This window comes from Streptomyces sp. NPDC001443 (genome assembly GCF_053597355.1).
The window spans coordinates 40,134-62,030 of record NZ_JBSFIA010000002.1 but is presented as its reverse complement, the minus strand read 5'-3'; the positions used below and the strand labels follow the sequence as shown (position 1 = coordinate 62,030).

The window sequence follows — 21,897 nt, the reverse complement described above, 5'->3', positions numbered from 1 at the left end:
CGAAAGCATCGCGTACCCACCTCACGTGAGGTAAGTCACTCTCGCGCGACCCCCGGCCGGCCGTGAAACGGCCCCGAAACGGCCCCGGATCCGGCCCGTGGCGGCTCGGAACCGGCCCCGGTCGGTCCCGCGGAGGCCCACCGGCAGGCCGACGGCGGCCCGTACCGCCCGGCACGGGCCGACCCGCGATCACTCCGGGCTCACCCGTAGGTGTCACCGGGTCCGGTGCTGCCCGGAGCGCGCAGCGGGCCGTACCGACGGACCGGGGCGCTGGGGCCGTACACCTTGATCAGCTTCACCGCGCCGTGGCCGAGGTCCTCGTTCAGCCGGGCCACCAGCGTCGGGGCGAGCAGGCGGAGGTTCGTCGCCCAGGCCGTGGAGTCGCAGCGCACCACCAGTACCCGCTCGTCCTCGTCGTACTTCTCCGGAACGCAGTGCTTGGCCACGTCCGCGCCGACGATCTCCGGCCAGCGGCCCATCACCCCGCCCACCGCGGCGGGCGTCTCCCAGCCGCGCTCGGTGAGCAGCCGGCTGATCGCGGAGCCGAGCGCCATCGGGTCACGGCCGTCGGCGCGTGCCCCGGAACGCAGACCGCCACCACGGCGCGCCTGCTTCTTCTGCTGCGCCGCGTCACCGCGCGCGCGTGCCTGCTCGCGGGCCGCCCGCAGCGCCACCCGCGCGAGATCCACACCCGAGGGCTCGGGTGTCTTTCCGGATATCTGCCCGGAGTCCTTCTCCCGGGCCGGTTCCTGGCCGCTCACAGCCGCTCGACCGTCCCGTCGGCCACGGCGTACCGCGCGCCCGCCAGCACATCGGGGACGTCGTCGTCGACCGCGGCCGTCACCAGGACCTGCTCACCGGTGGCGACCAGCTCGGCCAGCCGCTCCCGGCGACGGGCGTCGAGCTCGGCGAAGACGTCGTCGAGGATCAGCACGGGCTCGTTCCCCTCGGCCCGCAGCAGCTCGTACGAGGCCAGCCGCAGCGCCAGCGCGTAGGACCAGGACTCACCGTGCGAGGCGTAGCCCTTGGCGGGGAGCTGTCCGAGTTTGAGCAGCAGATCGTCGCGCTGCGGCCCCACCAGGGTGACGCCCCGCTCGATCTCCTGCTTGCGGGCCTCGGCCAGGGCGGCCATCAGCTGGTCGTGGAGCTCCTCCCGGCCGTGGCCGGTGATCCCGGCCGCGGACGGCCGGTACTCCAGGGCGACCGGGCCGCCGCCGGGGGCCAGCTGTTCGTACGCCTTGTCGGCGAGCGGCTGGAGCGCGGCGACCAGGTCGAGACGCCGGGCGAGCAGCTCCGCGCCCACGCGCGCGAGGTGCTGGTCCCACACGTCGAGCGTGGACATGTCCATGGAGCGGCCGCCGTGGCGGCGGGCCAGCGCGGCCGACTTCAGGAGGGTGTTGCGCTGCTTGAGGACCCGCTCGTAGTCGGCGCGCACGCCGGCCATCCGCGGGGAGCGCGCGGTGATCAGCTCGTCGAGGAAGCGGCGGCGCTCCCCGGGGTCGCCCTTGACCAGCGCGAGATCCTCGGGAGCGAACAGCACCGTCCGTACGATGCCCAGCACGTCACGCGGCCTGACCTGCGACGACCTGTTGATACGGGCGCGGTTGGCCTTGCCCGGGTTGAGCTCCAGCTCGACCAGTTGCTGCCGTTCGCCCTGCCTGACCTGGGCCCGGACGATCGCGCGGTCGGCGCCCATCCGGACCAGCGGCGCGTCGGAGGAGACCCGGTGGCTGCCCAGGGTGGCCAGATAGCCGACGGCCTCGACGAGGTTCGTCTTGCCCTGGCCGTTGGGGCCGACGAAGGCGTTGACGCCCGGGTCGAGCGGAACCTCGGCCCGGGCGTACGAGCGGAAGTCGGCCAGCGACAGATGCGTGACGTGCATGGTCGTGTACCGACCTCCCCCAGATCCTTCGGGTAGCGGACTACTTCTTCTCGACCGCGTGGCCGCCGAACTGGTTGCGCAGCGCGGCGATCATCTTCATCTGCGGCGAATCCTCCTGGCGGGAGGCGAACCGGGCGAACAGCGAGGCCGTGATCGCGGGCAGCGGCACGGCGTTGTCGATGGCGGCCTCCACGGTCCACCGGCCCTCGCCGGAGTCCTGTGCGTAACCCTTCAGCGCGTCCAGGTGCTCGTCCTCGTCGAGGGCGTTCACCGCGAGGTCGAGCAGCCAGGAACGGATGACCGTGCCCTCCTGCCAGGAGCGGAAGACCTCGCGCACGTCCGTGACGGAGTCGACCTTCTCCAGCAGCTCCCAGCCCTCGGCGTAAGCCTGCATCATGGCGTACTCGATGCCGTTGTGGACCATCTTCGCGAAGTGGCCGGCGCCGACCTTGCCCGCGTGCACCGCACCGAACGCACCCTCGGGCTTGAGGGCGTCGAAGACGGGCTGCACCTTGGCGACGTCGTCGGCGTCACCGCCGTACATCAGCGCATAGCCGTTCTCCAGGCCCCAGACACCGCCGGAGACGCCGCAGTCGACGAAACCGATGCCCTTGGCCGCCAGCTCGCGCGCGTGCTGCTCGTCGTCGGTCCAGCGGGAGTTCCCGCCGTCCACGACGATGTCACCGGGCTCCAGCAGCTCGCCCAGTTCGTCGATCGTGGCCTGGGTCGCGGCACCGGCCGGGACCATCACCCAGACCACCCGCGGGCCGCTGAGCTTGCCCACAAGCTCTTCCAGGCTGTGGACGTCGGCGAGGTCCTGGTTGCGGTCGTATCCGATGACGGTGTGACCTGCGCGGCGGATCCGCTCGCGCATGTTGCCGCCCATCTTGCCGAGGCCGACGAGACCGAGCTCCATCAGTTGTTCCTTAGGTTGCTGTGTGGCGAGGGCACTTTCGTACCTGTGTCCGACCCTAAACCCGGACGCTCACGCACACCTGTGGGCATACCCGCTCATACGTACGCCCTCACCTGTGGCTTCGTCCGCGGGTCCGGTTGTCCACCGGGCCCGCGGACGCTGTGGACAACCGTCAGCCGCTCAGCCGCACCGGCATGATCAGGTACTTGTAGGCGTCGTCCGCCTCGGCGTCCACCGACGGCTTACCGCTGAGCAGCGCGGGCTTGGTGGACGTCGTGAAGGACAGCTGAGCCACCGGGGAGTCGATCGCACTCAGGCCGTCCAGCAGGAACGTCGGGTTGAAGGCGATGGAGATGTCGTCGCCCTCGAGCTGGGCGTCGACCCTTTCCACAGCCTGTGCGTCGTCGCTGGAGCCGGCTTCCAGAATGAGCACGCCCTGCTCGAAGCTGAGCCGCACCGGGGTGTTGCGCTCGGCCACCAGGGCGACGCGCTTGACGGCCTCCACGAAGGGGGCGGTCTCGATCACGGCCACGCTGTTGAACTCCGTCGGGAACAGCGTGCGGTACTTCGGGAGGTCGCCCTCCAGGAGCCGGGTCGTCGTACGACGGCCGGCGCCCTCGAAACCGATCAGACCCTCGCCGGCGCCCGAGCCGGACAGTGCCAGGATGACGCTGTCACCGCTCGTGAGGGCCTTCGCGGTGTCCAGGAGCGTCTTGGCGGGCACCAGGGCCACCGCGGACGCGTCGGGGTTCTCCGGCTTCCACAGGAACTCGCGGACCGCGAAGCGGTAGCGGTCGGTGGAGGCCAGCGTGACGGTGTCGCCCTCGATCTCGATGCGCACACCGGTCAGGACGGGCAGCGTGTCGTCACGGCCGGCCGCGATGGCGACCTGCTGCACGGCGGAGGCGAAGACCTCGCCGGGGACGGTGCCCGTCGCGTTCGGCATCTGGGGAAGCGCCGGGTACTCCTCCACAGGCAGGGTGTGGAGGGTGAACCGGGAGGAGCCGCAGACCACCGTCGCCCGTACACCGTCTGTGGAGATCTCCACCGGACGGTTGGGGAGGGCGCGGCAGATGTCGGCGAGCAGCCGGCCGGAGACGAGGACCGTGCCCTCCTCCTCGACCTCGGCCTCCACCGACACGCGTGCGGAGACCTCGTAGTCGAAGCCGGACAGGCTCAGCTGGCCTTCCTCGGCCTTCAGCAGGAGGCCGGCGAGGACCGGCGCCGGCGGACGGGCCGGGAGGCTGCGCGCCGCCCAGGCCACTGCCTCCGCGAGTACGTCGCGTTCCACCCGGATCTTCACCGTTGCCGCCTCCTGCTGTTGCCGGCGCTTCTCGCTCTGCCTGGCCTTCGTCGTCTGTCTCGGTGCCGTCGGTCCCCGTGGCGGGGAAGGTCACCGGGGAACAGTCTGACGCACGGCACTGACAGTAGGTGCCTATCGGGGTCAAGTCGTGACGAGGGGCAGCCGGGCACCGAGGAGCGAGTTGTGCACAGGACCCCCTTCGAAACGGATTTCTCGCTCTCTCTAGTCGGGAGTAGTAGTAGGGGCTGTGGATACCGTGGATAACCCCGTTTTCGCAGCTCAGAGGCGATTTTTTATCCACCGGTCCTGTGGGTGACGGCCGTGGACAACTCGGGGTTTCTGTGGAGAACAGAAAGTTCTGCACACACCGTGCACAGCCGGGGGCCACTTCTCCCCAGCGTCGTCCCCAGCTTTACCCGCCTTTCCCACAGCCCAACCCGGCACCTTCGTGTGACGCCTTTCACTCGAGACAGTGAGCAGGGGCTGGAGGTTGCCGAACAGTGGACAGCCTTGTGGAGAAGCCGGGGATCACTGGGGACAAGCGGTCCCCACCTGTGGGTTGTCGGTGGACAACCTCGTGCACAGCTTGTGGACCGGCAGGTTGTCCACAGTCTGTGGAGATCCTTCGTCCACGAATCCACAACCACCTGACCTGGCCTGATGCTCCTTCAACCGGGCCGCCTGTGGAAACAGTCTGGACAACTTCCCGGTCCCCAGGATGTGGACGGGAAAAAGTCGCCCAATCTGTGGAGAGTGGCCGTAACCCCGCAGGTAATCGAACAGTCGATGGCTCGCGGAGGACCGGCCCGCTCCCCGGAGCGAGGGTCGTACGGCCGGGTCGGCGGGCTCACGGACCCGGCGCAACGGGCTCACGGACCCGGTTCGGTGGGCCCGTTGAGCAGACGCCCGGGAACGGCGGAGGGGGCCGCTCGCACGGCGGGGAACGGCGGAGGGCGCCCCCGGGATCTGCTCCCGGGGGCGCCCTCGGCGCGTCGGCGGCGGCCCTCACGGTCCGTCCTGTCAGCTACGCACTCAGCCGTTCTTGATGCGGTTGGTCAGCTCCGTCACCTGGTTGTAGATGGAGCGACGCTCGGCCATCAGATTGCGGATCTTGCGATCGGCGTGCATCACCGTCGTGTGGTCACGGCCGCCGAACAGCGCCCCGATCTTCGGCAGGGAGAGATCCGTCAGCTCGCGGCACAGGTACATGGCGATCTGCCGGGCCGTCACCAGCGCGCGGCCGCGCGACGTGCCGCACAGGTCCTCCACCGTCAGCCCGAAGTAGTCGGCGGTGGCGCCCATGATGGCCGTCGAGGTGATCTCGGGAGCCGAGTCCTCGCCGCCGGGGATGAGGTCCTTGAGGACGATCTCCGTCAGGCCCAGGTCCACCGGCTGCCGGTTGAGCGAGGCGAACGCCGTCACCCGGATCAGCGCGCCCTCCAGCTCACGGATGTTGCGCGAGATCCGCGAGGCGATGAACTCCAGCACCTCCGGCGGGGCGTTGAGCTGCTCCTGGACCGCCTTCTTGCGCAGGATCGCGATCCGCGTCTCCAGCTCGGGCGGCTGGACGTCGGTGATCAGACCCCACTCGAAACGGTTCCGCAGCCGGTCCTCCAGGGTCACCAGCTGCTTGGGCGGCCGGTCGCTGGAGAGCACGATCTGCTTGTTGGCGTTGTGGAGCGTGTTGAAGGTGTGGAAGAACTCCTCCTGCGTCGACTCCTTGTCCGCGAGGAACTGGATGTCGTCGACGAGCAGGATGTCCATCTCGCGGTAGCGCTTGCGGAAGCTGTCGCCCTTGCCGTCGCGGATGGAGTTGATGAACTCGTTGGTGAACTCCTCGGAGCTCACGTACCGCACGCGGGTGCCGGGATACAGGCTGCGCGCGTAGTGCCCGATCGCGTGCAGCAGGTGTGTCTTGCCGAGGCCCGACTCCCCGTAGATGAACAGGGGGTTGTAGGCCTTCGCGGGCGCCTCGGCGACGGCGACGGCGGCCGCGTGGGCGAACCGGTTCGAGGCGCCGATGACGAAGGTGTCGAAGAGGTACTTCGGGTTCAGCCGCGCGGTGGGCTCACCGGGTCCGGCAGCCGGTGCGGGCTTCGCCGCCAGCGGGCCGGGCGCGCCGGCGGCGGACTGGCCGACGCCGGCCGGGCCGCCGCGGTGCGCCTGCCCGGAGCCGGCGGGCGGTTCGGACAGGTCGCGGCGGGCGGGGTCGCGCTGGTCGTAGTCCGGGCGTGACGACTCGTAGTCGGAACGCTGCTGGTCGTAGGGCGGCCGGTCCATGGGCTGCGGGCGGTATTCCGACGGCGGGCCGTAGGAGTCCGGACCCTTGGAACCGTAGGAGTCCGGACCTTTGGAGCCGTAGGAGTCCTGGGAGGCCGAACCGTAGGAGTCCTGGGAGGCCGAACCGTAGGAATCCGGCCCCGTGGAGCCGTACGCGTCCTGCGGGGAGCCGTAGGAGTCACGTGACGGCGAGGCGTACGGGTCGCGCTCCGGGAAGCCGAGGCGCTGCTGGTGCCAGCTGTACTCGTCCTGCGCCGGGCGCGGCCAGGCGCCGGGCTCGGGGCGCTGGTACTCGGCCGGGTAGGCCGGACGGGCGGTGGGCATCTGCTCACCGCGCTGGTGGGAACGCTGGTCGCCCTGCGCGGGGGCGGACGGCTCGGCGCGGTGGCGGCCGTATCCCTCGTACTGGCCGGAGGAGGACTCGGTGTCCTCGTAGCGCGAGGGCGACGGAGCGGGGGGCGCCGGCGGGGCCGGGGGCTCGCCGGCGGAGTCGTCGACGGTGATCGCGATCCGGATGGGACGGCCGCACTCGCGGCTCAGGCTCTCGCTGACAATGGGGGCGAGGCGTCCCTCGAGTACGTTCTTGGCGAACTCGTTCGGTACGGCGAGCAGGGCCGTGTCCGCCACCAGCGCGAGCGGCTGGCAGCGCCGGATCCAGTGCTCGTCCTTGACCTCGACGCCCTGTCCGCGACCCTCGCCCAGAAGTTGATCGAGTACGCGTGGCCACACTGCGGCAAGATCGGCAGGTACGTCAGCCACGGGGCACGCTCTCTCACGGGGTCCCACGCGGGTGTGTCTGCGGGACGGATCGGGATTTCAAATCGGGTGGGGCAGGGGTCAAGGGGAACGAATCGGAGTTCAACCACGGTAGTCAGGGCAGCGGGTGTGGTTCAAGTTGTTGTCCCCAGCCTGTGGATAGTGTCCCTCAGGGAGCACCGGTTTGACCGCATGGCTCAGCCCCGCGTACCGTAACCAGGTCGAGTTGTCGATGGCTGCTGCCGCCTGCCTCCGATGGGCACAGATCGCGTTTCGGTGATCGGGAAGCGGTGCACTCGGGCGTAACGCGAGCTACTCGTGGGCGCACGGTGACAGCCAGGACGGCACCCCGCAACTACCGATTGATTTCTGGAGCCCCCGAGTGAGCAAGCGCACCTTCCAGCCGAACAACCGTCGTCGCGCCAAGACCCACGGCTTCCGCCTGCGGATGCGCACCCGTGCCGGTCGCGCGATCCTGGCGAACCGCCGCAGCAAGGGTCGCGCCAGCCTGTCCGCCTGATTTCACAGGTCGTGACGTCGTGCTGCCTACCGAGCATCGGCTGAGGCGGCGCGAGGATTTCGCGGCCGCGGTACGACGAGGTCGTCGGGCAGGACGCCCGCTCCTCGTCGTACACCTTCGTAGCGGTGCCACGGACCCGCACGCGCCTGGGGAGAGCGCTCCCCGGACACGTGCGGGTTTCGTCGTGAGCAAGGCCGTGGGTGGCGCGGTCGTGCGCAACGCGGTGAAGCGCAGACTGCGCCATCTGATGCGCGACCGAGTCGCCCTGTTCCCCCCCGGTAGCCTGGTAGTCGTACGAGCGCTGCCCGGAGCGGGCGACGCCGACCATGCACAGCTGGCCCGAGACCTGGACGCCGCAGTTCAGCGGCTGCTGGGAGGGGGCGCGCGATGAAGTACCCGCTGCTGGCTCTGATCAAGCTGTACCAGTGGACGATCAGTCCCTTGCTGGGGCCGGTCTGCAAGTACTACCCGTCGTGCTCCCACTACGGCTATACGGCCATCGACCGGCACGGCGCGATCAAGGGAACGGCACTCACCGCCTGGCGCATTCTGCGGTGCAACCCGTGGTCGCTCGGTGGCGTGGACCATGTTCCGCCGCGCAAGCGTCCGCGGTGGCACGAACTGCTGCGCAACGCATGGCGCGCACGCAAGGGCGGGACCTCCGCCGCCGAACCGGCCACCGAGGGACAGGGGATGTCCGACCGCCCCTCGAGCCCGGCCGCAGAGACCCCGTCCCATGTCCAAGGAGCATGATTAGTGGACACGATTGCCAGCCTCTTCAGCTTCATCACGACACCCGTTTCCTGGGTCATCGTCCAGTTCCACTCGGTGTACGGGAAGGTCTTCGGCCCCGACACGGGCTGGGCCTGGGGCCTGTCCATCGTGTCCCTGGTGATCCTGATCCGCATCTGCCTGATCCCGCTCTTCGTGAAGCAGATCAAGGCGACCCGGGCCATGCAGACGCTGCAGCCCGAGATGAAGAAGATCCAGGAGCGCTACAAGAACGACAAGCAGCGCCAGTCCGAAGAGATGATGAAGCTGTACAAGGAGACGGGTACCAACCCGCTCTCCTCGTGCCTTCCCATCCTGGCGCAGTCTCCGTTCTTCTTCGCGCTGTACCACGTGCTCAACGGCATCGCGACCGGTACGACGATCGGTGTGATCGACGAGCAGCTGCTCGCCAGCGCTCGTAAGGCCCACATCTTCGGCGCCCCGCTCGCCGCGAAGTTCACCGACAGCGCGGCCGCGGTCTCCCAGCTCGGCGCTGACATCACCAACGTCCGGGTCGTCACCGCGATCATGATCGTTCTGATGTCGGCCTCGCAGTTCTACACGCAGCGCCAGCTGATGACCAAGAACGTCGATACGACGGTCAAGACGCCGTTCATGCAGCAGCAGAAGATGCTGATGTACGTCTTCCCGGTCATGTTCGCCGTCTTCGGCATCAACTTCCCGGTCGGTGTCCTCGTCTACTGGCTGACCACCAACGTGTGGACCATGGGCCAGCAGATGTACGTCATCCACAACAACCCGACCCCGGGTTCCAAGGCCCAGGCCGCGTACCTGGAGCGCCTGCACAAGCACGTCACGAACCACGGCAAGACCCGTAACCGCCGTGAGAAGGCCATCGTCAAGGCCATCGTGTCCAAGGGCCGCGACCGCAACGAGTTCGAGCGGAAGTTCATCAACGGTCTGAGCAAGGCCGGTCTCGCGGCGCAGGCCGACGGCAACGTGGCCAAGGCCGAGAGCCAGGTCGCTCTCCAGACCGAGGACGGCGTGTCGACCGCGCCCGCGGCCAAGCGGCAGCAGCCCAAGCGTCAGACCAAGGCGCAGCGTCAGACCGGTGCCACGAAGCCGGCCGGTGAGACCGAGCAGTCCACGACGTCGCTGAGCAAGTCCGAGGACGAGCCGCAGGACGAGCCGCAGGACGCCAAGCCCGCTGCCGCCGCGAAGAACCCGGCCGCGAAGCCCGGTACCGGCAGCAGCCGCAGCAGGGCCCAGTCCGGTCAGCGCAAGGGCCCGCAGCGCCCCAAGTCCCCGTCCAAGAAGTAAGAAGGAGCCCATCCCGTGACGGAAGGCACCACCTCCGCCGCTGTCGAGGGTGCAGACACCCTGTCCCGCCTGGAGCAGGAGGGTGAGATTGCCGCGGACTACCTCGAGGGTCTGCTGGACATCGCTGATCTCGACGGCGACATCGACATGGACGTCGAGGCCGACCGCGCCTCGGTCTCGATCATCAGCGAAGCCGGCGGCCGGGATCTGCAGAAGCTGGTCGGCCGCGACGGCGAGGTGCTCGAGGCTCTCCAGGAACTGACCCGCCTGGCCGTGCACCGGGAGACCGGGGACCGTAGCCGACTGATGCTGGACATCGCCGGCTACCGCGCGCAGAAGCGTGCCGAGCTCTCCGAGCTCGGTGCCAAGTCCGCGGCCGAGGCGAAGAACACCGGTGAGCCGGTGAAGCTGAAGCCGATGACCCCCTTCGAGCGCAAGGTCGTGCACGACGCGGTCAAGGCGGCGGGGTTGCGCAGCGAGTCCGAGGGCGAGGAACCGCAGCGGTTCGTCGTCGTACTGCCCAACTGATTCGGTACGTACATCTCTCCGGCCCCGTCTGTTGCGCAGACGGGGCCGATCTTTGTCAGCCTGATGGTTCTGGTGGTCGGCGCTCGGAGCGCCGATGCGGTACGGAAGGACGGTCCCCCGTGACGGAGGCAGCGGAGCTCCCCCCTGCGCCCGAGCAGGCGCGTGAGGTATTCGGCGATCGTTTCGATGATGCGGTCCGGTACGCCGAGCTCCTGGCTGAGGCAGGAGTCCAGCGCGGGCTGATCGGCCCACGCGAGGTGCCCCGCCTGTGGGAGAGGCACCTGCTGAACTGTGCGGTGCTTTCCGAGGTCGTGCCCGAGGGCGTGACGGTGTGCGACGTCGGCTCGGGCGCGGGTCTGCCCGGTATCCCGCTGGCGCTGGTGCGGGAGGACCTGAAGATCACCCTTCTGGAGCCCTTGCTGCGGCGTACGAACTTTCTGACCGAGGTGGTCGAACTCCTGGGGCTCGACCATGTGACGGTGGTCCGTGGCCGCGCGGAGGAAGTCATGGGCAAGGTCCAGCCGGTCCATGTCGTGACGGCCCGAGCTGTGGCTCCGCTGGACCGGCTGGCCACCTGGGGCGTCCCGCTGCTGCGGCCGTACGGGGAGATGCTGGCGCTCAAGGGCGACACCGCGGAGGAGGAGCTCAAGAGCGCCGCGACGGCGCTGAGCAAGCTCGGCGCCGTGGAGACGTCCATCCTGCATGTGGGTGAGGGCGTCGTGGACCCGCTGTCCACGGTGGTCCGGGTCGAGGTCGGGGAAAGCCCCGGCGGCGTACGGTTCGCGGCGAAGCGTGCGAAGGCTGCCCGGACCAGTCGAACGCGGCGGCGTCGCTAGTACTGAAGTCCACTGTGATGAGTGTCTCTGATCCTTCGTGAGGGTGAGACCTACTCCACACAAGCTTCCCCGTCTACGCAGCTCGGAGTGTCGCGAAGGCCCAGCCACAACCGCTGTGCATCTTGTTTCACGTGAAACGTCGCTCCCTGCTGTACGGAATCATCAGCCGAGGCCACGCCGCGGCCCAACCTCGCGACCGTAAGCCTCTTGGATCCCGCGGCCAGGCCCCTGCCTCCGGGGCTGAGATGTCCCTCGTAGGGGGCACGGAGTTGTCCACAGAGGTGGATTTCTCCACAGAACCCCAGGGCTCACTGGTTCACGACCCCGAAGACATGGGAGGCTCTGTTCATTGCGAGCTTGAAGTCGAGGAGAGTGAATCCTTGCGGTCCGACGCCAACATCGCGGGACCGATGACCGATCCGGTCCCCGGTCCCCGTACCGAGTCGATGGGGGAGGATGTTTCACGTGAAACACCGCCCCCCATGGACGACACACCGATCGGTCGTGCTGCCCAATTGGCGGTGGAGGCTCTCGGTCGTGCCGGTGAGGGTCTGCCACGGCCTCACCAGACCCGTGTCATGGTCGTGGCCAACCAGAAGGGTGGCGTGGGCAAGACGACGACCACCGTCAACCTTGCCGCTTCCCTGGCCCTGCACGGTGGCCGCGTCCTCGTGATCGACCTCGACCCGCAGGGCAACGCATCCACCGCCCTGGGGATCGACCATCACGCAGAGGTCCCGTCCATCTATGACGTTCTGGTCGACAGCAAGCCTCTGGCCGAGGTCGTCCAGCCCGTCCCGGATGTCGAGGGTCTCTTCTGTGCCCCCGCCACGATCGATCTCGCCGGTGCCGAGATCGAGCTGGTGTCCCTGGTGGCACGCGAGAGCCGCCTTCAGCGGGCGATCCAGGCGTATGAGCAGCCGCTGGACTACATCCTCATCGACTGCCCGCCCTCACTCGGTCTGCTGACGGTCAACGCGATGGTCGCGGGCCAAGAGGTCCTCATCCCGATCCAGTGCGAGTACTACGCGCTGGAAGGCCTGGGGCAGCTGCTGCGCAACGTCGACCTGGTACGGGGGCACCTCAACCCCGTCCTGCACGTGTCGACCATCCTGCTCACCATGTACGACGGCCGGACGCGCCTGGCGTCCCAGGTCGCGGAAGAGGTGCGCACCCACTTCGGTGAGGAGGTGCTGCGGACGAGCATTCCTCGCTCGGTCCGTATCTCCGAGGCGCCGAGTTATGGGCAGACGGTGCTGACCTACGATCCAGGATCGAGCGGTGCCCTCTCCTACCTTGAGGCGGCACGAGAAATTGCGCTGAGGGGTGTGGGCGTCCGCTATGACGCGACACACGCCCACATCGGCGCTCAGAGCGACCCGAGCATGGTGGAGGGGATCCAGTGAGTGAGCGACGGAGGGGGCTGGGCCGTGGGCTCGGCGCGCTGATCCCTGCTGCGCCGACGGAGACGACGCCGACTCCGCCCGCCATAGGGGGAGCCGCTTCTGCGGCTCCTGGACCGGTTCCGGTACTGACCGCGGACCGTGGTGTGGCTGCGGCCAAGGTGGCCACGTTGCCGTCTGTTTCACGTGAAACCGAAGATCTGGCGCTGAGCGGTGTCGTGGAGACGCCCGCACCTCCGCTGGGTGCGCACTTCGCCGAGCTGCCGCTCGACTTCATCACACCGAACCCCCGGCAGCCGCGTGAGGTGTTCGACGAGGACGCCCTTCAGGAGCTGATCACCTCCATCAAGGAGGTCGGTCTCCTTCAGCCGGTCGTCGTACGTCAGCTGGGTCCCGCGCGCTACGAGCTCATCATGGGCGAGCGGCGCTGGAGGGCCTGCCGCGAGGCGGGGCTTGAGGCGATCCCGGCGATCGTGCGAGCCACGGACGACGAAAAGCTCCTCCTGGACGCGCTCCTGGAGAACCTGCACCGGGCGCAGCTGAATCCGCTGGAAGAGGCGGCGGCCTATGACCAGTTGCTGAAGGACTTCAACTGCACCCACGACCAGTTGGCTGACCGCATCGGCCGGTCCCGCCCTCAGGTCTCCAACACCCTGCGTCTGCTGAAGCTTTCGCCGTCCGTCCAGCGTCGTGTGGCCGCCGGAGTGCTCTCCGCCGGACATGCTCGGGCTCTGCTCTCGGTCGATGACTCGGAGGAGCAGGACCGTCTGGCCCACCGGATCGTGGCCGAGGGGCTCTCGGTGCGTGCTGTCGAGGAGATCGTGACCCTCATGGGGTCGCGGCCGCAGACGGCCCAGCGGTCCAAGAGCCCGCGGGCGGGAGCACGGGTGTCTCCCGCACTGTCCGATCTCGCGACTCGTCTCTCGGACCGTTTCGAGACCCGGGTGAAGGTAGACCTGGGGCAGAAGAAGGGCAAGATCACCGTGGAGTTCGCCTCCATGGAGGATCTGGAGCGGATCCTGGGATCGCTTGCTCCGGGCGAGGGCCCGGTCCTTCAGCAGGACCTCCAGGAGAGCGAGTCCGCCGAGTCGGAGGACTGAGTCCGTCTGGGCCGGCAGCGCGGTTGAGCCTGCCCGGCCAGCCAGAGCAGGCCGTGTCCGGTGTATGCCGGAACACGGCCTGCTCTTTGCTTTCAGGCGGTATCGACGTAATCGCATCGTGGATACGATGCGAGGGGGTAAGGCGCATTCACCTTTGGCAGCACCTCTGATGGGGAGGCCGGGGCCATGCGAACGATGGGCCGGACCGGACTGATGAGCGTGACGCTTGGACTGGGCGCGGTAGGCGGGTTCGTCGGCAGCCTGCTCAGGGAACGGAACGCTCTGGCAGCCGCCCGCGAGGCAGCGGGCGAAGGAAGCGAGGAACAGCCTTCATGGGGCGTCGGCTCGTACCGCTCACGCTGGACAACGTTCAGGACCTTCCCCAGCGCTGTCGCTCGTGTGTCTTCTGGGAGCTGGACCCTGTCAGTGGTGAAGCCGCGCTGAAGGCCGGTACATCTGCCCCGGAGAAGGAAGCCTGGATCTCCGGGGTCCTCCTGGACTGGGGATCGTGCGGTCGGGTCGTCTACGTCGACGATGTGCCGGTGGGCTTTGTGCTCTACGCGCCGCCTGCTTACGTGCCCCGCTCCACTGCCTTTCCCACAAGCCCCGTCTCGCCGGACGCTGTGCAGCTGATGACCGCCTTCATCATGCCGGGCTACCAGGGGCAGGGACTGGGCCGGGTGATGGTGCAGACAGTGGCCAAGGATCTGTTGCGTCGTGGCTTCAAGGCGATCGAAGCCTTCGGTGATGCCCGCTGGAAAGAGCCGGCTTGTGTGCTGCCTGCCGACCATTTGCTCGCCGTGGGCTTCAAGACGGTCCGCCCGCATCCCACGTCTCCACGACTGCGTCTGGAGCTGCGGACGACACTCTCCTGGAAGGAAGACGTCGAGATGGCGCTGGACCGCTTGCTGGGGGCAGTGCAGAAGGAGCCGGCGCTGCGGCCGCTGTAGCTATGGCTGATATACGAATGGGCCAACCCATCCGGGTTGGCCCATTCGTGTTTCACGTGAAACATGCGCCGTCGGCTAGACAGCTCCGAACGTTACTCGGCGATGAAGTCCTCAAGGTCGCGGAGGATAGCGGCCTTCGGCTTCGCGCCGACGATGGTCTTGGCGACCTCGCCGTTCTGGTAGACGTTCAGGGTCGGGATCGACATGACGCCGTACTTGGCCGCCGTGTCCGGGTTCTCGTCGATGTTGAGCTTGACGATCTCGATCTTCTCGCCGTACTCGGCGGCGATCGCCTCGAGCGAGGGTGCGATCTGGCGGCACGGACCGCACCAAGCGGCCCAGAAGTCCACCAGGACGGGCTTGTCGCTCTTGAGGACGTCCTCGTCGAAGGAAGCGTCAGTCACGTTCTTCAGAGTGCCGGCCACAGCGGGCTCCTTACTGGTTGTGCGTGGGGAGGGAGGGGGTCAGACAGAGGTCGTCTCGGGCTCGGCCTGCTCTTCGTCCGCCAGAGCGGCGAGGAAGCGCTCGGCGTCGAGGGCGGCGGAGCAGCCGGTGCCGGCAGCGGTGATCGCCTGGCGGTAGGTGTGGTCGACCACGTCACCGGCGGCGAAGACACCCGTCAGGTTGGTACGCGTGGACGGTGCGGCGACCTTGAGGTAGCCCTCGTCGTCGAGGTCGAGCTGGCTCTTGAACAGCTCGGTACGCGGGTCGTGGCCGATCGCGATGAACAGGCCGGTGACCGCAAGGTCGGACAGCTCGCCGGTCTTGAGGTTGCGCAGCTTCAGGCCGGCCAGCTTCGGGTCACCGTGGATCTCGGCGACCTCGCTGTCCCAGACGAACTTGATCTTCGGGTCGGCGAAGGCGCGCTCCTGCATCGCCTTGGAGGCGCGCAGGGTGTCGCGGCGGTGCACGATCGTCACGGACTTGGCGAACCGGGAGAGGAAGGTAGCCTCCTCCATCGCGGTGTCACCGCCGCCGATCACGGCGATGTCCTGGTCCTTGAAGAAGAACCCGTCACAGGTGGCGCACCACGAGACGCCGCGGCCGGAGAGAGCGTCCTCGTTGGGCAGACCGAGCTTGCGGTGCTGCGAGCCGGTGGTGACGATGACGGCCTTGGCCTTGTGGACCGTGCCCGAGGTGTCCGTGACGGTCTTGATGCCACCGGTCAGGTCGACGGAGACGACATCGTCCGGGATCAGCTCCGCGCCGAAACGCTCGGCCTGGGCGCGCATGTTGTCCATGAGCTCAGGGCCCATGATCCCGTCCCGGAAACCGGGGAAGTTCTCCACCTCGGTGGTGTTCATCAGCGCGCCACCCGCGGTGACGGCGCCCTCGAACACCAGCGGCTTCAGCGACGCGCGTGCGGTGTACAGCGCCGCCGTGTACCCGGCGGGCCCCGAACCGATGATGATCACGTTACGGACGTCGCTCACGACTTGATTCCTCGTCTCTGGACTGCGTCGTACGGCCGGTGGAGACCCTCTCGGGACTCTCACCCCACCAACGGATCCTAAGGGGCGCGCATTCCCGCTGTGTCCGCGCACACGCATACGCGTCACCGAACGGGACACCACAGAGGAAGGAGAGAAGCCTGGGACGCGGTGTGCGGGCTCAGGAGCGCGTGTAGGAGTGGGTGAGCAGCACCTTGGCCGGGGCGGCCGACGGGTGGCTCACACAGTTCGTATCCACGATGTAGACGGTGACCCGGTTGCTGTCGGACGGGTTGGGGAGTACCACGAGAAGTGCGTCCGTCCCCTGGTAGATGCCCTGCTCGGTCGCGAGCGCCGCGTCGTTGCGACCGATGCCCTTCTGGATGCAGGGCGGGATCGTGGGTTGGCGGAAGATCTTCGGTTTCACCGTGCCGGGAGCGGTCTCCGCGCCGAGGTTGTCCGGAGCCTGCGTGCTGCCTGTGCTCTGGGCGAGGAGAGTGGTGACCTGGCCTTCGAGCTTTCCTTCGGAGAAGGTGTCCGCGGCCGTGGACCGGTGCCCGCGGGCCGTGTTTCCGGACGGGGTGTTGTTCCAGAGGGAGGACAGCAGTACGGAGCCCACGGCCAGGACGGCGGCGGTGCAGGCCACCCCCAGGACAACCACCCTGCGGCGCCCGCGCACTCGGCCGTTCCTGCGTCCCGGTCCGGTGGAGGCGGTGCGCGCATGGCCTGAAGGGCGGTCCGTGGTGGCCGATGTTTCACGTGAAACATGCGGGCTGTCGTCCACGGGGGAAGCAGGCCGAGGAGAGGCCGTCGGAGCCGGGGAGCCGTCGGTGGTGGGTGCCGTGGCGTTGAGCAGCGCCTCGGCGGCGAGAGCGGCGTCGATACGCCCCGCGACGTCGGCGGACATGCGGGGCGGTCCGGGGACCGTGCCGAGTAGCTCCCGGATTTCTTCCAAGGAAGCGTGGACATCCGCGCAGAGCTCGCACCGGTTCAGGTGCCGGCGTACCTGCGTGATGCGGGACGGTGGCAGCAGACCTTCGGTGAGGTCGGAGATCTCCGCGACGTCCGGGTGCCCGGCCATGTCCGTCGTGGATGTCACGCTCGCCCACCTCCGCCCTTCACAGCAGCTGAGTCGCTTGATCCCGGATCACGGGAATCCTCGTCGTGCGGTCCCGCTGCCGGTGGGACGGATGTCCCCTCCGTCCGGTTCCGCCCCTGGCTCACGCCGTCGTCGGCACCGGTCTTTTCCGGCCGCAGGTGAGTGAGCAGCGGAAGGAGTCTGGCTCTGCCCCGGGCGCAGCGACTTTTCACCGTCCCGGTCGGTACGTCGAGCACACGGGCGGCTTCGGCGACGGGGTAGCCCTGCATGTCGACGAGGACGAGAGCGGCCCGCTGATCGGGCGGGAGTGTCCCCAGCGCCTCCAGGAGTTCGCGGTGCAGATCGTTGCGCTCGGCGGGGGCCGAGGCCGACTCGTGCGGCTCCAGTAGCTGTTCCAGGCGCTCGGTGTCGTCGACCGGCGAGGTCTTGCGGGAGGCCGCCTTGCGGGCGCGGTCGAGACAGGCGTTCACCGTGATGCGGTGCAGCCACGTCGTGACAGCCGACTGGCCGCGGAAGGTGTGGGCGGCCCGGTAGGCGGAGACGAGGGCGTCCTGAACGGCGTCGGCGGCCTCCTCGCGGTCGCCCAGGGTACGCAGCGCGACCGCCCAGAGGCGGTCGCGATGGCGCCGTACGAGCTCACCGAAGGCGTCAGGATCCCCCGCCGTATGACGGGTGAGGAGGTCCTGATCGCTGGTGTCGCCGTACGCGGTGCCATCTGCCATCGGACCCCCTCCCCCCTCGGTGAGACGTCAGCCCGTGAACTTCACATCGGTGATGGCCTGCTTGTAGCCGGGGCCGCTGTACCCCTTCTGGCCCGAATAGGGCATGGCAGTCATCCAGACGAGCACGTACCGCGTCTTAGCCGCCTTCTTGGCAGTGATCTTCAGTTCGGTGCCCGAGGTGCTGGCTTCGGCGAACTGCGTCATGGAGCTGAGAGGTGCCGACGACGACAGCGAATCGGTGGCATACAGGGACACCGTCGTGTGGTCGCCGCCGTAGTCCAGCCCTATCGAGGCTGCCGACACGTCCTGGGCGGAGCCGAGGTCGTAGACGATGCCCACGCCCTCCTTGTAGGGAGCGAGCTCGGGCCCGTCGGAGAACCGGTACGAACGCCAGTAGGTGGAAGGGTCGCCGTCATAGGTGAGCTTCACTTCGTCGGCGTGCTGGGGCTTGCCGTCCGGGAAGTACTCCAACGCACCCCGGATGGTGATCGGCTTGGGGGCAGGCTTGGCCGACTCCGTGGCCTTGTCGCCGTCGTCCGTCGTCTGACTGGTGTCGTCGGGCGAGTTGCCCTGGTCCATCAGGGCGTCCGCCAACTGCCAGCTGCCCAGGCCGAGAGCGGCGATCAGAAGTGCCGAGACGGCCCACTTCAGGGCCTTGCCGGTACGGCTCTGCAGCGGTGGCGGCGGAGTCGGCGGCAGCTGCTGGGTGACCCCAGGATGCGCCGCAGGGCGCCCGTAGGTGCCCTGCTGGTACGTCGTGCGCTGGTACTCGGGCGGTCCGGCGAACGCGGGCTCCGGCGGACGGATGCGGGGCATCTCGCCGATCGCCTTCACCAGCTCTTCGGGTGTCGTGCAAGCGGCCTCGTGACGCGATGCGGTGGCACCGTCGTTGGCGAGCGCGCGCATGGCCAGCTCGGACAGCCCGCGGTGGATGTTGGCGCGCACCTGGTCGGGGGCGATGAGGCCGACGTCCTTGGGCAGGCCGGACAGGCCGTAGGCGTCGTTCTCGTACGGCCAGCGCTGGGTGAGGGCCGCGTACAGCAGGGCGCCGATCGCCTCGGTGTCGGTGCGCTGCGGGGTGTCGGAACTGATGCCGCGCAGCGCGGCGTTCACGGCGAGGCCACGGATGCGCCACTGGCCGCTGGATGTGCGCAGCACGGCGTTGGGGTTCAGGCGCAGATGCGCGAGACCCTCACGGTGGGCCGCGGCCATGGCTCCGGCGATCTGGCTGACCATCTGGTAGGCGTCGTGCGGCTCCAGCGGGCCGGCGGACAGCAGCGCGGTCAGCTCGGTCGCGTCGGGCAGCCACTCGTGGACGACGTAGACGAGGTCGTTCTCCTCGACGGCGTCCAGCACCTGCACGAACCGGGGATCACCCAGCAGCGCGGAGGAACGGGCGGCGGCCAGTGCCGACCGGGCCCGCGTATGGTCCGCCGGCAGGATGTGGACGCCGACGGCGCGACGGAGTTTCTCGTCGACCGCGCGCCAACTGCTGAATCCGTCCAGACGGGTGATGCACTCTTCGAGGCGGTAGCGCCTGGCGAGTTTGTGGCCGCTGTGCAGTTCGGGCGGTGAGGCTTTTTCGGGACTTTCGGTCCCGCCACTCCCCTGTACCCCGTCGATGTCCGTGTCCCGCTCCCGGTTCTGGGCCTCCCCGTCGGCCGTGGACTGGTCCGCCTGCGCGGCCAGCGGCTTGTCGCCGCCGTTGTCTGCCACGTCGACGGCAGCCGTACTCCGTTCTGCCACCGTCGTCCCTGCCTCCCCATCCATTGCGCGCCTTACGACGTCGAATCCAATTGTGCCCACAGTCCGCTGCTATGCACGACACACGATGGCGCACGATGGTTGTGCGCCTGCCCCCACCTCAGCGCCCCAGGCGCCCGCGCACCATGCCGACGAGGGAGTTGAGCTCCTCGATACGCATGCGGCGGGCCGCCAGGTAGAAGACGCCGAGCAGAACGACACCGCCGACCAGCAGAGCGGCGAAGGAACCCCCGGCTCCCTGACCCAGCGTCTGCGCGATGCCGTAACAGGCCGCTCCGGCCAGCAGAGCGGCCGGTACCGAGGCGATGCACAGCCGCGCGTAGGTGCGCAGCACGCGCGTGCCGTCCAGGTCGCCGCCCAGACGCTTGCGCAGCCGGTGCCAGGCGATACCGACGCCGATGGCGTAGGCGAGGCCGTACGCGGCGGCCATGCCGACCACGGCCCAGCGCGCCGGGACCAGGAAGTAGCACAGCAGCGAGGCACCCGCGTTGACCGCGGCCACGATGACCGTGTTGTAGAAGGGGGTCCTGGTGTCTTCGTAGGCGTAGAAGGCGCGCAGGACCACGTACTGCACGGAGTAGGGGATCAGGCCGAGACCGAAGGCCATCAGCATGAAGCCCATGTTGGTGGCTTCGCTGGTGCCCGAGGAGCCGAAGATCAGCGTGCACATCGGGATGCCGAGGGCGAGGAAGCCGAAGGCGATGGGCACGATCGCGACGGCCGTGGTGCGCAGACCCTGGGAGATGTCGTCGCGGACGGCGCCGCCGTCGCCCTCGGCCGCGGAGCGGGAGATCCGCGGCAGCAGCGCGGCCATCAGGGAGACGGTGATGATGGCCTGCGGCAGGCCCCAGATCAGCTGGGCGTTGGCGTAGGCGGCGAAGCCGGTGCCCGCGACGTTCGAGTCCTTGCCCGCGGCGGTGGACAGCTGGGTGACGACCATGGCGCCCGCCTGGTTGGCGAGGACGAACAGCACCGTCCACTTGGCGAGCATCGCGGCCTTGCCGAGGCCGTGGCCCCTCCAGTCGAAGCGCAGCCGCAGCCGGAAGCCGGTCTCCCGCAGGTAGGGGATCATCGCCAGGGCCTGCACGACGAGGCCGAGCAGGACACCGATGCCGAGCAGTCGCTGGCCCTCCGGCGGGATGTTGCCCGCCGTCATCCCGGAGCTGCCGGCGGTGCCGTAGACCCAGATGAACATGCCGAGGGTCACGATGATGACGATGTTGTTCAGGACCGGGGTCCACATCATCGCGCCGAACCGGCCGCGCGCGTTGAGGATCTGCCCCATCACCACGTGCACGCCCATGAAGAAGATCGAGGGCAGGAAGTAACGGGTGAAGGTGACGGCGACGGCGTCGGCCGCAGGGTCGTTGGCGACCGGGATCGAGAGCATGCGGACCAGGAGCGGCGCGGCGAACATCGCCAGCGCGGTGAGCGCGCCGAGTGCCACCATCACCAGGGTCAGCAGCCGGTTGGCGAAGGCCTCGCCGCCGTCCTCGTCCTCCTTCATCGCCCGTACGAGCTGCGGGACGAAGACCGAGTTGAGGCCACCGCCGACGGTCAGGATGTAGATCATCGTCGGCAGCTGATAGGCGACCTGGAAGGAGTCGCCGAGGAGGCCGAGACCGAGGGCGGAGACGATCAGCGCGGAGCGGACGAAGCCGGTGAGGCGGGAGACCATCGTGCCCGCGGCCATGACGGCGCTCGACTTCAGCAGGCCCGAGGCCCGCCCGCCCTTCTTCGCGGCGGGAGCAGGCGCGGGAGTCTCGGCCACGGGAGGCGCCGACGGCGCCTGGTGGTGCCCCACGGGCCCCTGAACCGCCACCGGCGGGTCGGCAGGTCCGGGCGCGGCCATGGCGTCCACCGGCGGGCGTACGGAGCCCTGTTGCTGGTCCTGGAAGAGGTGGGCGAAGGCGTCCGTCCCGTGACGCTCCTCACCGGCCTGGGTCACCAGGTCGTCGACGCCCACGAACTGGGTGGTGCGGGGGTCCTCGCCGAACGGCAGGTACTGGGTCGGACCGGCCGGCTCCGGCGCGGGGGTCTGTGCCCAGACCCGCGGGTCGGGAGCGTACGGCGACTGCTGCGGTCGGCCGTACAGCGGCTGCTGCGGCTCGTACGTGCCCGGCGGCGGCGGAGGGTGCGCGGCACGGTCGTAGAGCGCCTCGGCGACCGGGTCCTGGGCGGAGAGGTCCTGCGCCCGGTAGGGGTCCTGGTCGTAGGCGTCCTGGAGGTACATGTCCGCCGGGTGCTGCGGCGGCACCTGGCCATGCTCGGGCGGCGGGCCCTCGGGGTGGCCCGAGCCGCCCGCGGCCTGGCCGCGGTCACCGTCGTACGGCGCGTTCATGGATTGCCCCACCTC

At 68.7% G+C, this 21,897-nt stretch carries 20 protein-coding genes; 9 read left to right on the top strand and 11 right to left on the bottom strand.

The window, feature by feature from the left end; all coding sequences use genetic code 11:
• Positions 1-200 precede the first annotated feature (200 nt).
• The 5 genes from ACWC24_RS03135 to dnaA all read right to left on the bottom strand — a co-directional run bounded on the left by ACWC24_RS03135 (position 201) and on the right by dnaA (position 7,140).
• Positions 201-761, bottom strand: coding sequence for a DUF721 domain-containing protein (locus tag ACWC24_RS03135; protein ID WP_450661099.1), 561 nt, complete (start codon positions 759-761; stop codon positions 201-203).
• Positions 758-1,882: a DNA replication/repair protein RecF gene (gene recF / locus ACWC24_RS03130; RefSeq protein WP_450661098.1), complete on the bottom strand. Its 1,125-nt coding sequence runs from the start codon at positions 1,880-1,882 to the stop codon at positions 758-760. The genes ACWC24_RS03135 and recF overlap by 4 nt, the downstream gene beginning before the upstream one ends.
• Before the next feature lie 40 nt (positions 1,883-1,922).
• A complete protein-coding gene (gene gnd / locus ACWC24_RS03125) occupies positions 1,923-2,798 on the bottom strand; it encodes a phosphogluconate dehydrogenase (NAD(+)-dependent, decarboxylating) (RefSeq protein ID WP_450661097.1) in 876 nt (291 codons plus the stop codon).
• A gap of 172 nt (positions 2,799-2,970) precedes the next feature.
• Positions 2,971-4,101, bottom strand: coding sequence for a DNA polymerase III subunit beta (gene dnaN / locus ACWC24_RS03120; protein ID WP_162469651.1), 1,131 nt, complete (start codon positions 4,099-4,101; stop codon positions 2,971-2,973).
• 1,032 nt (positions 4,102-5,133) lie between these two features.
• Positions 5,134-7,140 (bottom strand): chromosomal replication initiator protein DnaA, encoded by a 2,007-nt coding sequence (gene dnaA, locus ACWC24_RS03115; protein ID WP_450661096.1) that lies wholly within the window; start codon positions 7,138-7,140, stop codon positions 5,134-5,136.
• Positions 7,141-7,519: 379 nt separating this feature from the next.
• Between dnaA and rpmH the strand changes: the two genes are divergently transcribed.
• The 9 genes from rpmH to ACWC24_RS03070 all read left to right on the top strand — a co-directional run bounded on the left by rpmH (position 7,520) and on the right by ACWC24_RS03070 (position 14,526).
• The gene (rpmH, locus tag ACWC24_RS03110) at positions 7,520-7,657 is read left to right on the top strand and encodes a 50S ribosomal protein L34 (RefSeq protein ID WP_005482975.1); all 138 of its coding nucleotides are present in this window, start codon (positions 7,520-7,522) and stop codon (positions 7,655-7,657) included.
• Positions 7,658-7,676: 19 nt separating this feature from the next.
• The gene (rnpA, locus tag ACWC24_RS03105) at positions 7,677-8,048 is read left to right on the top strand and encodes a ribonuclease P protein component (RefSeq protein ID WP_450661095.1); all 372 of its coding nucleotides are present in this window, start codon (positions 7,677-7,679) and stop codon (positions 8,046-8,048) included.
• Positions 8,045-8,410, top strand: a complete 366-nt coding sequence (yidD, locus tag ACWC24_RS03100) for a membrane protein insertion efficiency factor YidD (protein ID WP_450661094.1) — start codon at positions 8,045-8,047, stop codon at positions 8,408-8,410. The genes rnpA and yidD overlap by 4 nt, the downstream gene beginning before the upstream one ends.
• A 3-nt stretch (positions 8,411-8,413) precedes the next feature.
• Positions 8,414-9,709: a membrane protein insertase YidC gene (gene yidC / locus ACWC24_RS03095; RefSeq protein ID WP_450661093.1), complete on the top strand. Its 1,296-nt coding sequence runs from the start codon at positions 8,414-8,416 to the stop codon at positions 9,707-9,709.
• Positions 9,710-9,724: 15 nt separating this feature from the next.
• Complete coding sequence (locus tag ACWC24_RS03090; RefSeq protein WP_450661092.1) at positions 9,725-10,237, top strand: Jag family protein; 513 nt, start codon at positions 9,725-9,727, stop codon at positions 10,235-10,237.
• A 119-nt stretch (positions 10,238-10,356) separates the two neighbouring features.
• The gene (gene rsmG, locus ACWC24_RS03085; RefSeq protein WP_450661091.1) at positions 10,357-11,073 is read left to right on the top strand and encodes a 16S rRNA (guanine(527)-N(7))-methyltransferase RsmG; all 717 of its coding nucleotides are present in this window, start codon (positions 10,357-10,359) and stop codon (positions 11,071-11,073) included.
• 332 nt (positions 11,074-11,405) lie between these two features.
• Positions 11,406-12,479, top strand: coding sequence for a ParA family protein (locus ACWC24_RS03080; protein WP_351609106.1), 1,074 nt, complete (start codon positions 11,406-11,408; stop codon positions 12,477-12,479).
• Positions 12,476-13,576 carry a ParB/RepB/Spo0J family partition protein gene (locus ACWC24_RS03075; RefSeq protein ID WP_450661090.1) on the top strand — a complete coding sequence of 367 codons (1,101 nt, stop codon included), beginning with the start codon at positions 12,476-12,478 and terminating at the stop codon, positions 13,574-13,576. Before ACWC24_RS03080 ends, ACWC24_RS03075 begins: the two co-directional genes overlap by 4 nt.
• Positions 13,577-13,908: 332 nt before the next feature.
• Positions 13,909-14,526: a GNAT family N-acetyltransferase gene (locus tag ACWC24_RS03070; RefSeq protein WP_450661089.1), complete on the top strand. Its 618-nt coding sequence runs from the start codon at positions 13,909-13,911 to the stop codon at positions 14,524-14,526.
• A gap of 92 nt (positions 14,527-14,618) precedes the next feature.
• Here ACWC24_RS03070 and trxA read toward each other — a convergent pair whose 3' ends face one another.
• The 6 genes from trxA to murJ form a co-directional block, all read right to left on the bottom strand.
• A complete protein-coding gene (trxA, locus tag ACWC24_RS03065) occupies positions 14,619-14,951 on the bottom strand; it encodes a thioredoxin (RefSeq protein ID WP_450661088.1) in 333 nt (110 codons plus the stop codon).
• A gap of 39 nt (positions 14,952-14,990) precedes the next feature.
• Positions 14,991-15,959, bottom strand: a complete 969-nt coding sequence (gene trxB / locus ACWC24_RS03060; RefSeq protein ID WP_450661087.1) for a thioredoxin-disulfide reductase — start codon at positions 15,957-15,959, stop codon at positions 14,991-14,993.
• 178 nt (positions 15,960-16,137) lie between these two features.
• A complete protein-coding gene (locus tag ACWC24_RS03055; RefSeq protein WP_450661086.1) occupies positions 16,138-17,055 on the bottom strand; it encodes an anti-sigma factor family protein in 918 nt (305 codons plus the stop codon).
• Positions 17,052-17,777 carry an RNA polymerase sigma factor SigM gene (gene sigM / locus ACWC24_RS03050; RefSeq protein ID WP_450661085.1) on the bottom strand — a complete coding sequence of 242 codons (726 nt, stop codon included), beginning with the start codon at positions 17,775-17,777 and terminating at the stop codon, positions 17,052-17,054. The genes ACWC24_RS03055 and sigM overlap by 4 nt, the downstream gene beginning before the upstream one ends.
• Before the next feature lie 27 nt (positions 17,778-17,804).
• On the bottom strand, positions 17,805-19,523 hold the full coding sequence (locus ACWC24_RS03045) for a protein kinase family protein (RefSeq protein ID WP_450661084.1): 1,719 nt from the start codon (positions 19,521-19,523) through the stop codon (positions 17,805-17,807).
• A gap of 118 nt (positions 19,524-19,641) precedes the next feature.
• A complete protein-coding gene (murJ, locus tag ACWC24_RS03040; RefSeq protein ID WP_450661083.1) occupies positions 19,642-21,882 on the bottom strand; it encodes a murein biosynthesis integral membrane protein MurJ in 2,241 nt (746 codons plus the stop codon).
• Positions 21,883-21,897 lie beyond the last annotated feature (15 nt).

Coding starts and splice junctions, on each gene's coding strand:
- recF (WP_450661098.1), bottom strand. CDS start 1,882: ATGCACGTCACGCATCTGTCGCTGGCCGACTTCCGCTCGTACGCCCGG.
- gnd (WP_450661097.1), bottom strand. CDS start 2,798: ATGGAGCTCGGTCTCGTCGGCCTCGGCAAGATGGGCGGCAACATGCGC.
- yidD (WP_450661094.1), top strand. CDS start 8,045: ATGAAGTACCCGCTGCTGGCTCTGATCAAGCTGTACCAGTGGACGATC.
- ACWC24_RS03080 (WP_351609106.1), top strand. CDS start 11,406: ATGGGAGGCTCTGTTCATTGCGAGCTTGAAGTCGAGGAGAGTGAATCC.
- ACWC24_RS03070 (WP_450661089.1), top strand. CDS start 13,909: ATGGGGCGTCGGCTCGTACCGCTCACGCTGGACAACGTTCAGGACCTT.
- sigM (WP_450661085.1), bottom strand. CDS start 17,777: ATGGCAGATGGCACCGCGTACGGCGACACCAGCGATCAGGACCTCCTC.
- murJ (WP_450661083.1), bottom strand. CDS start 21,882: ATGAACGCGCCGTACGACGGTGACCGCGGCCAGGCCGCGGGCGGCTCG.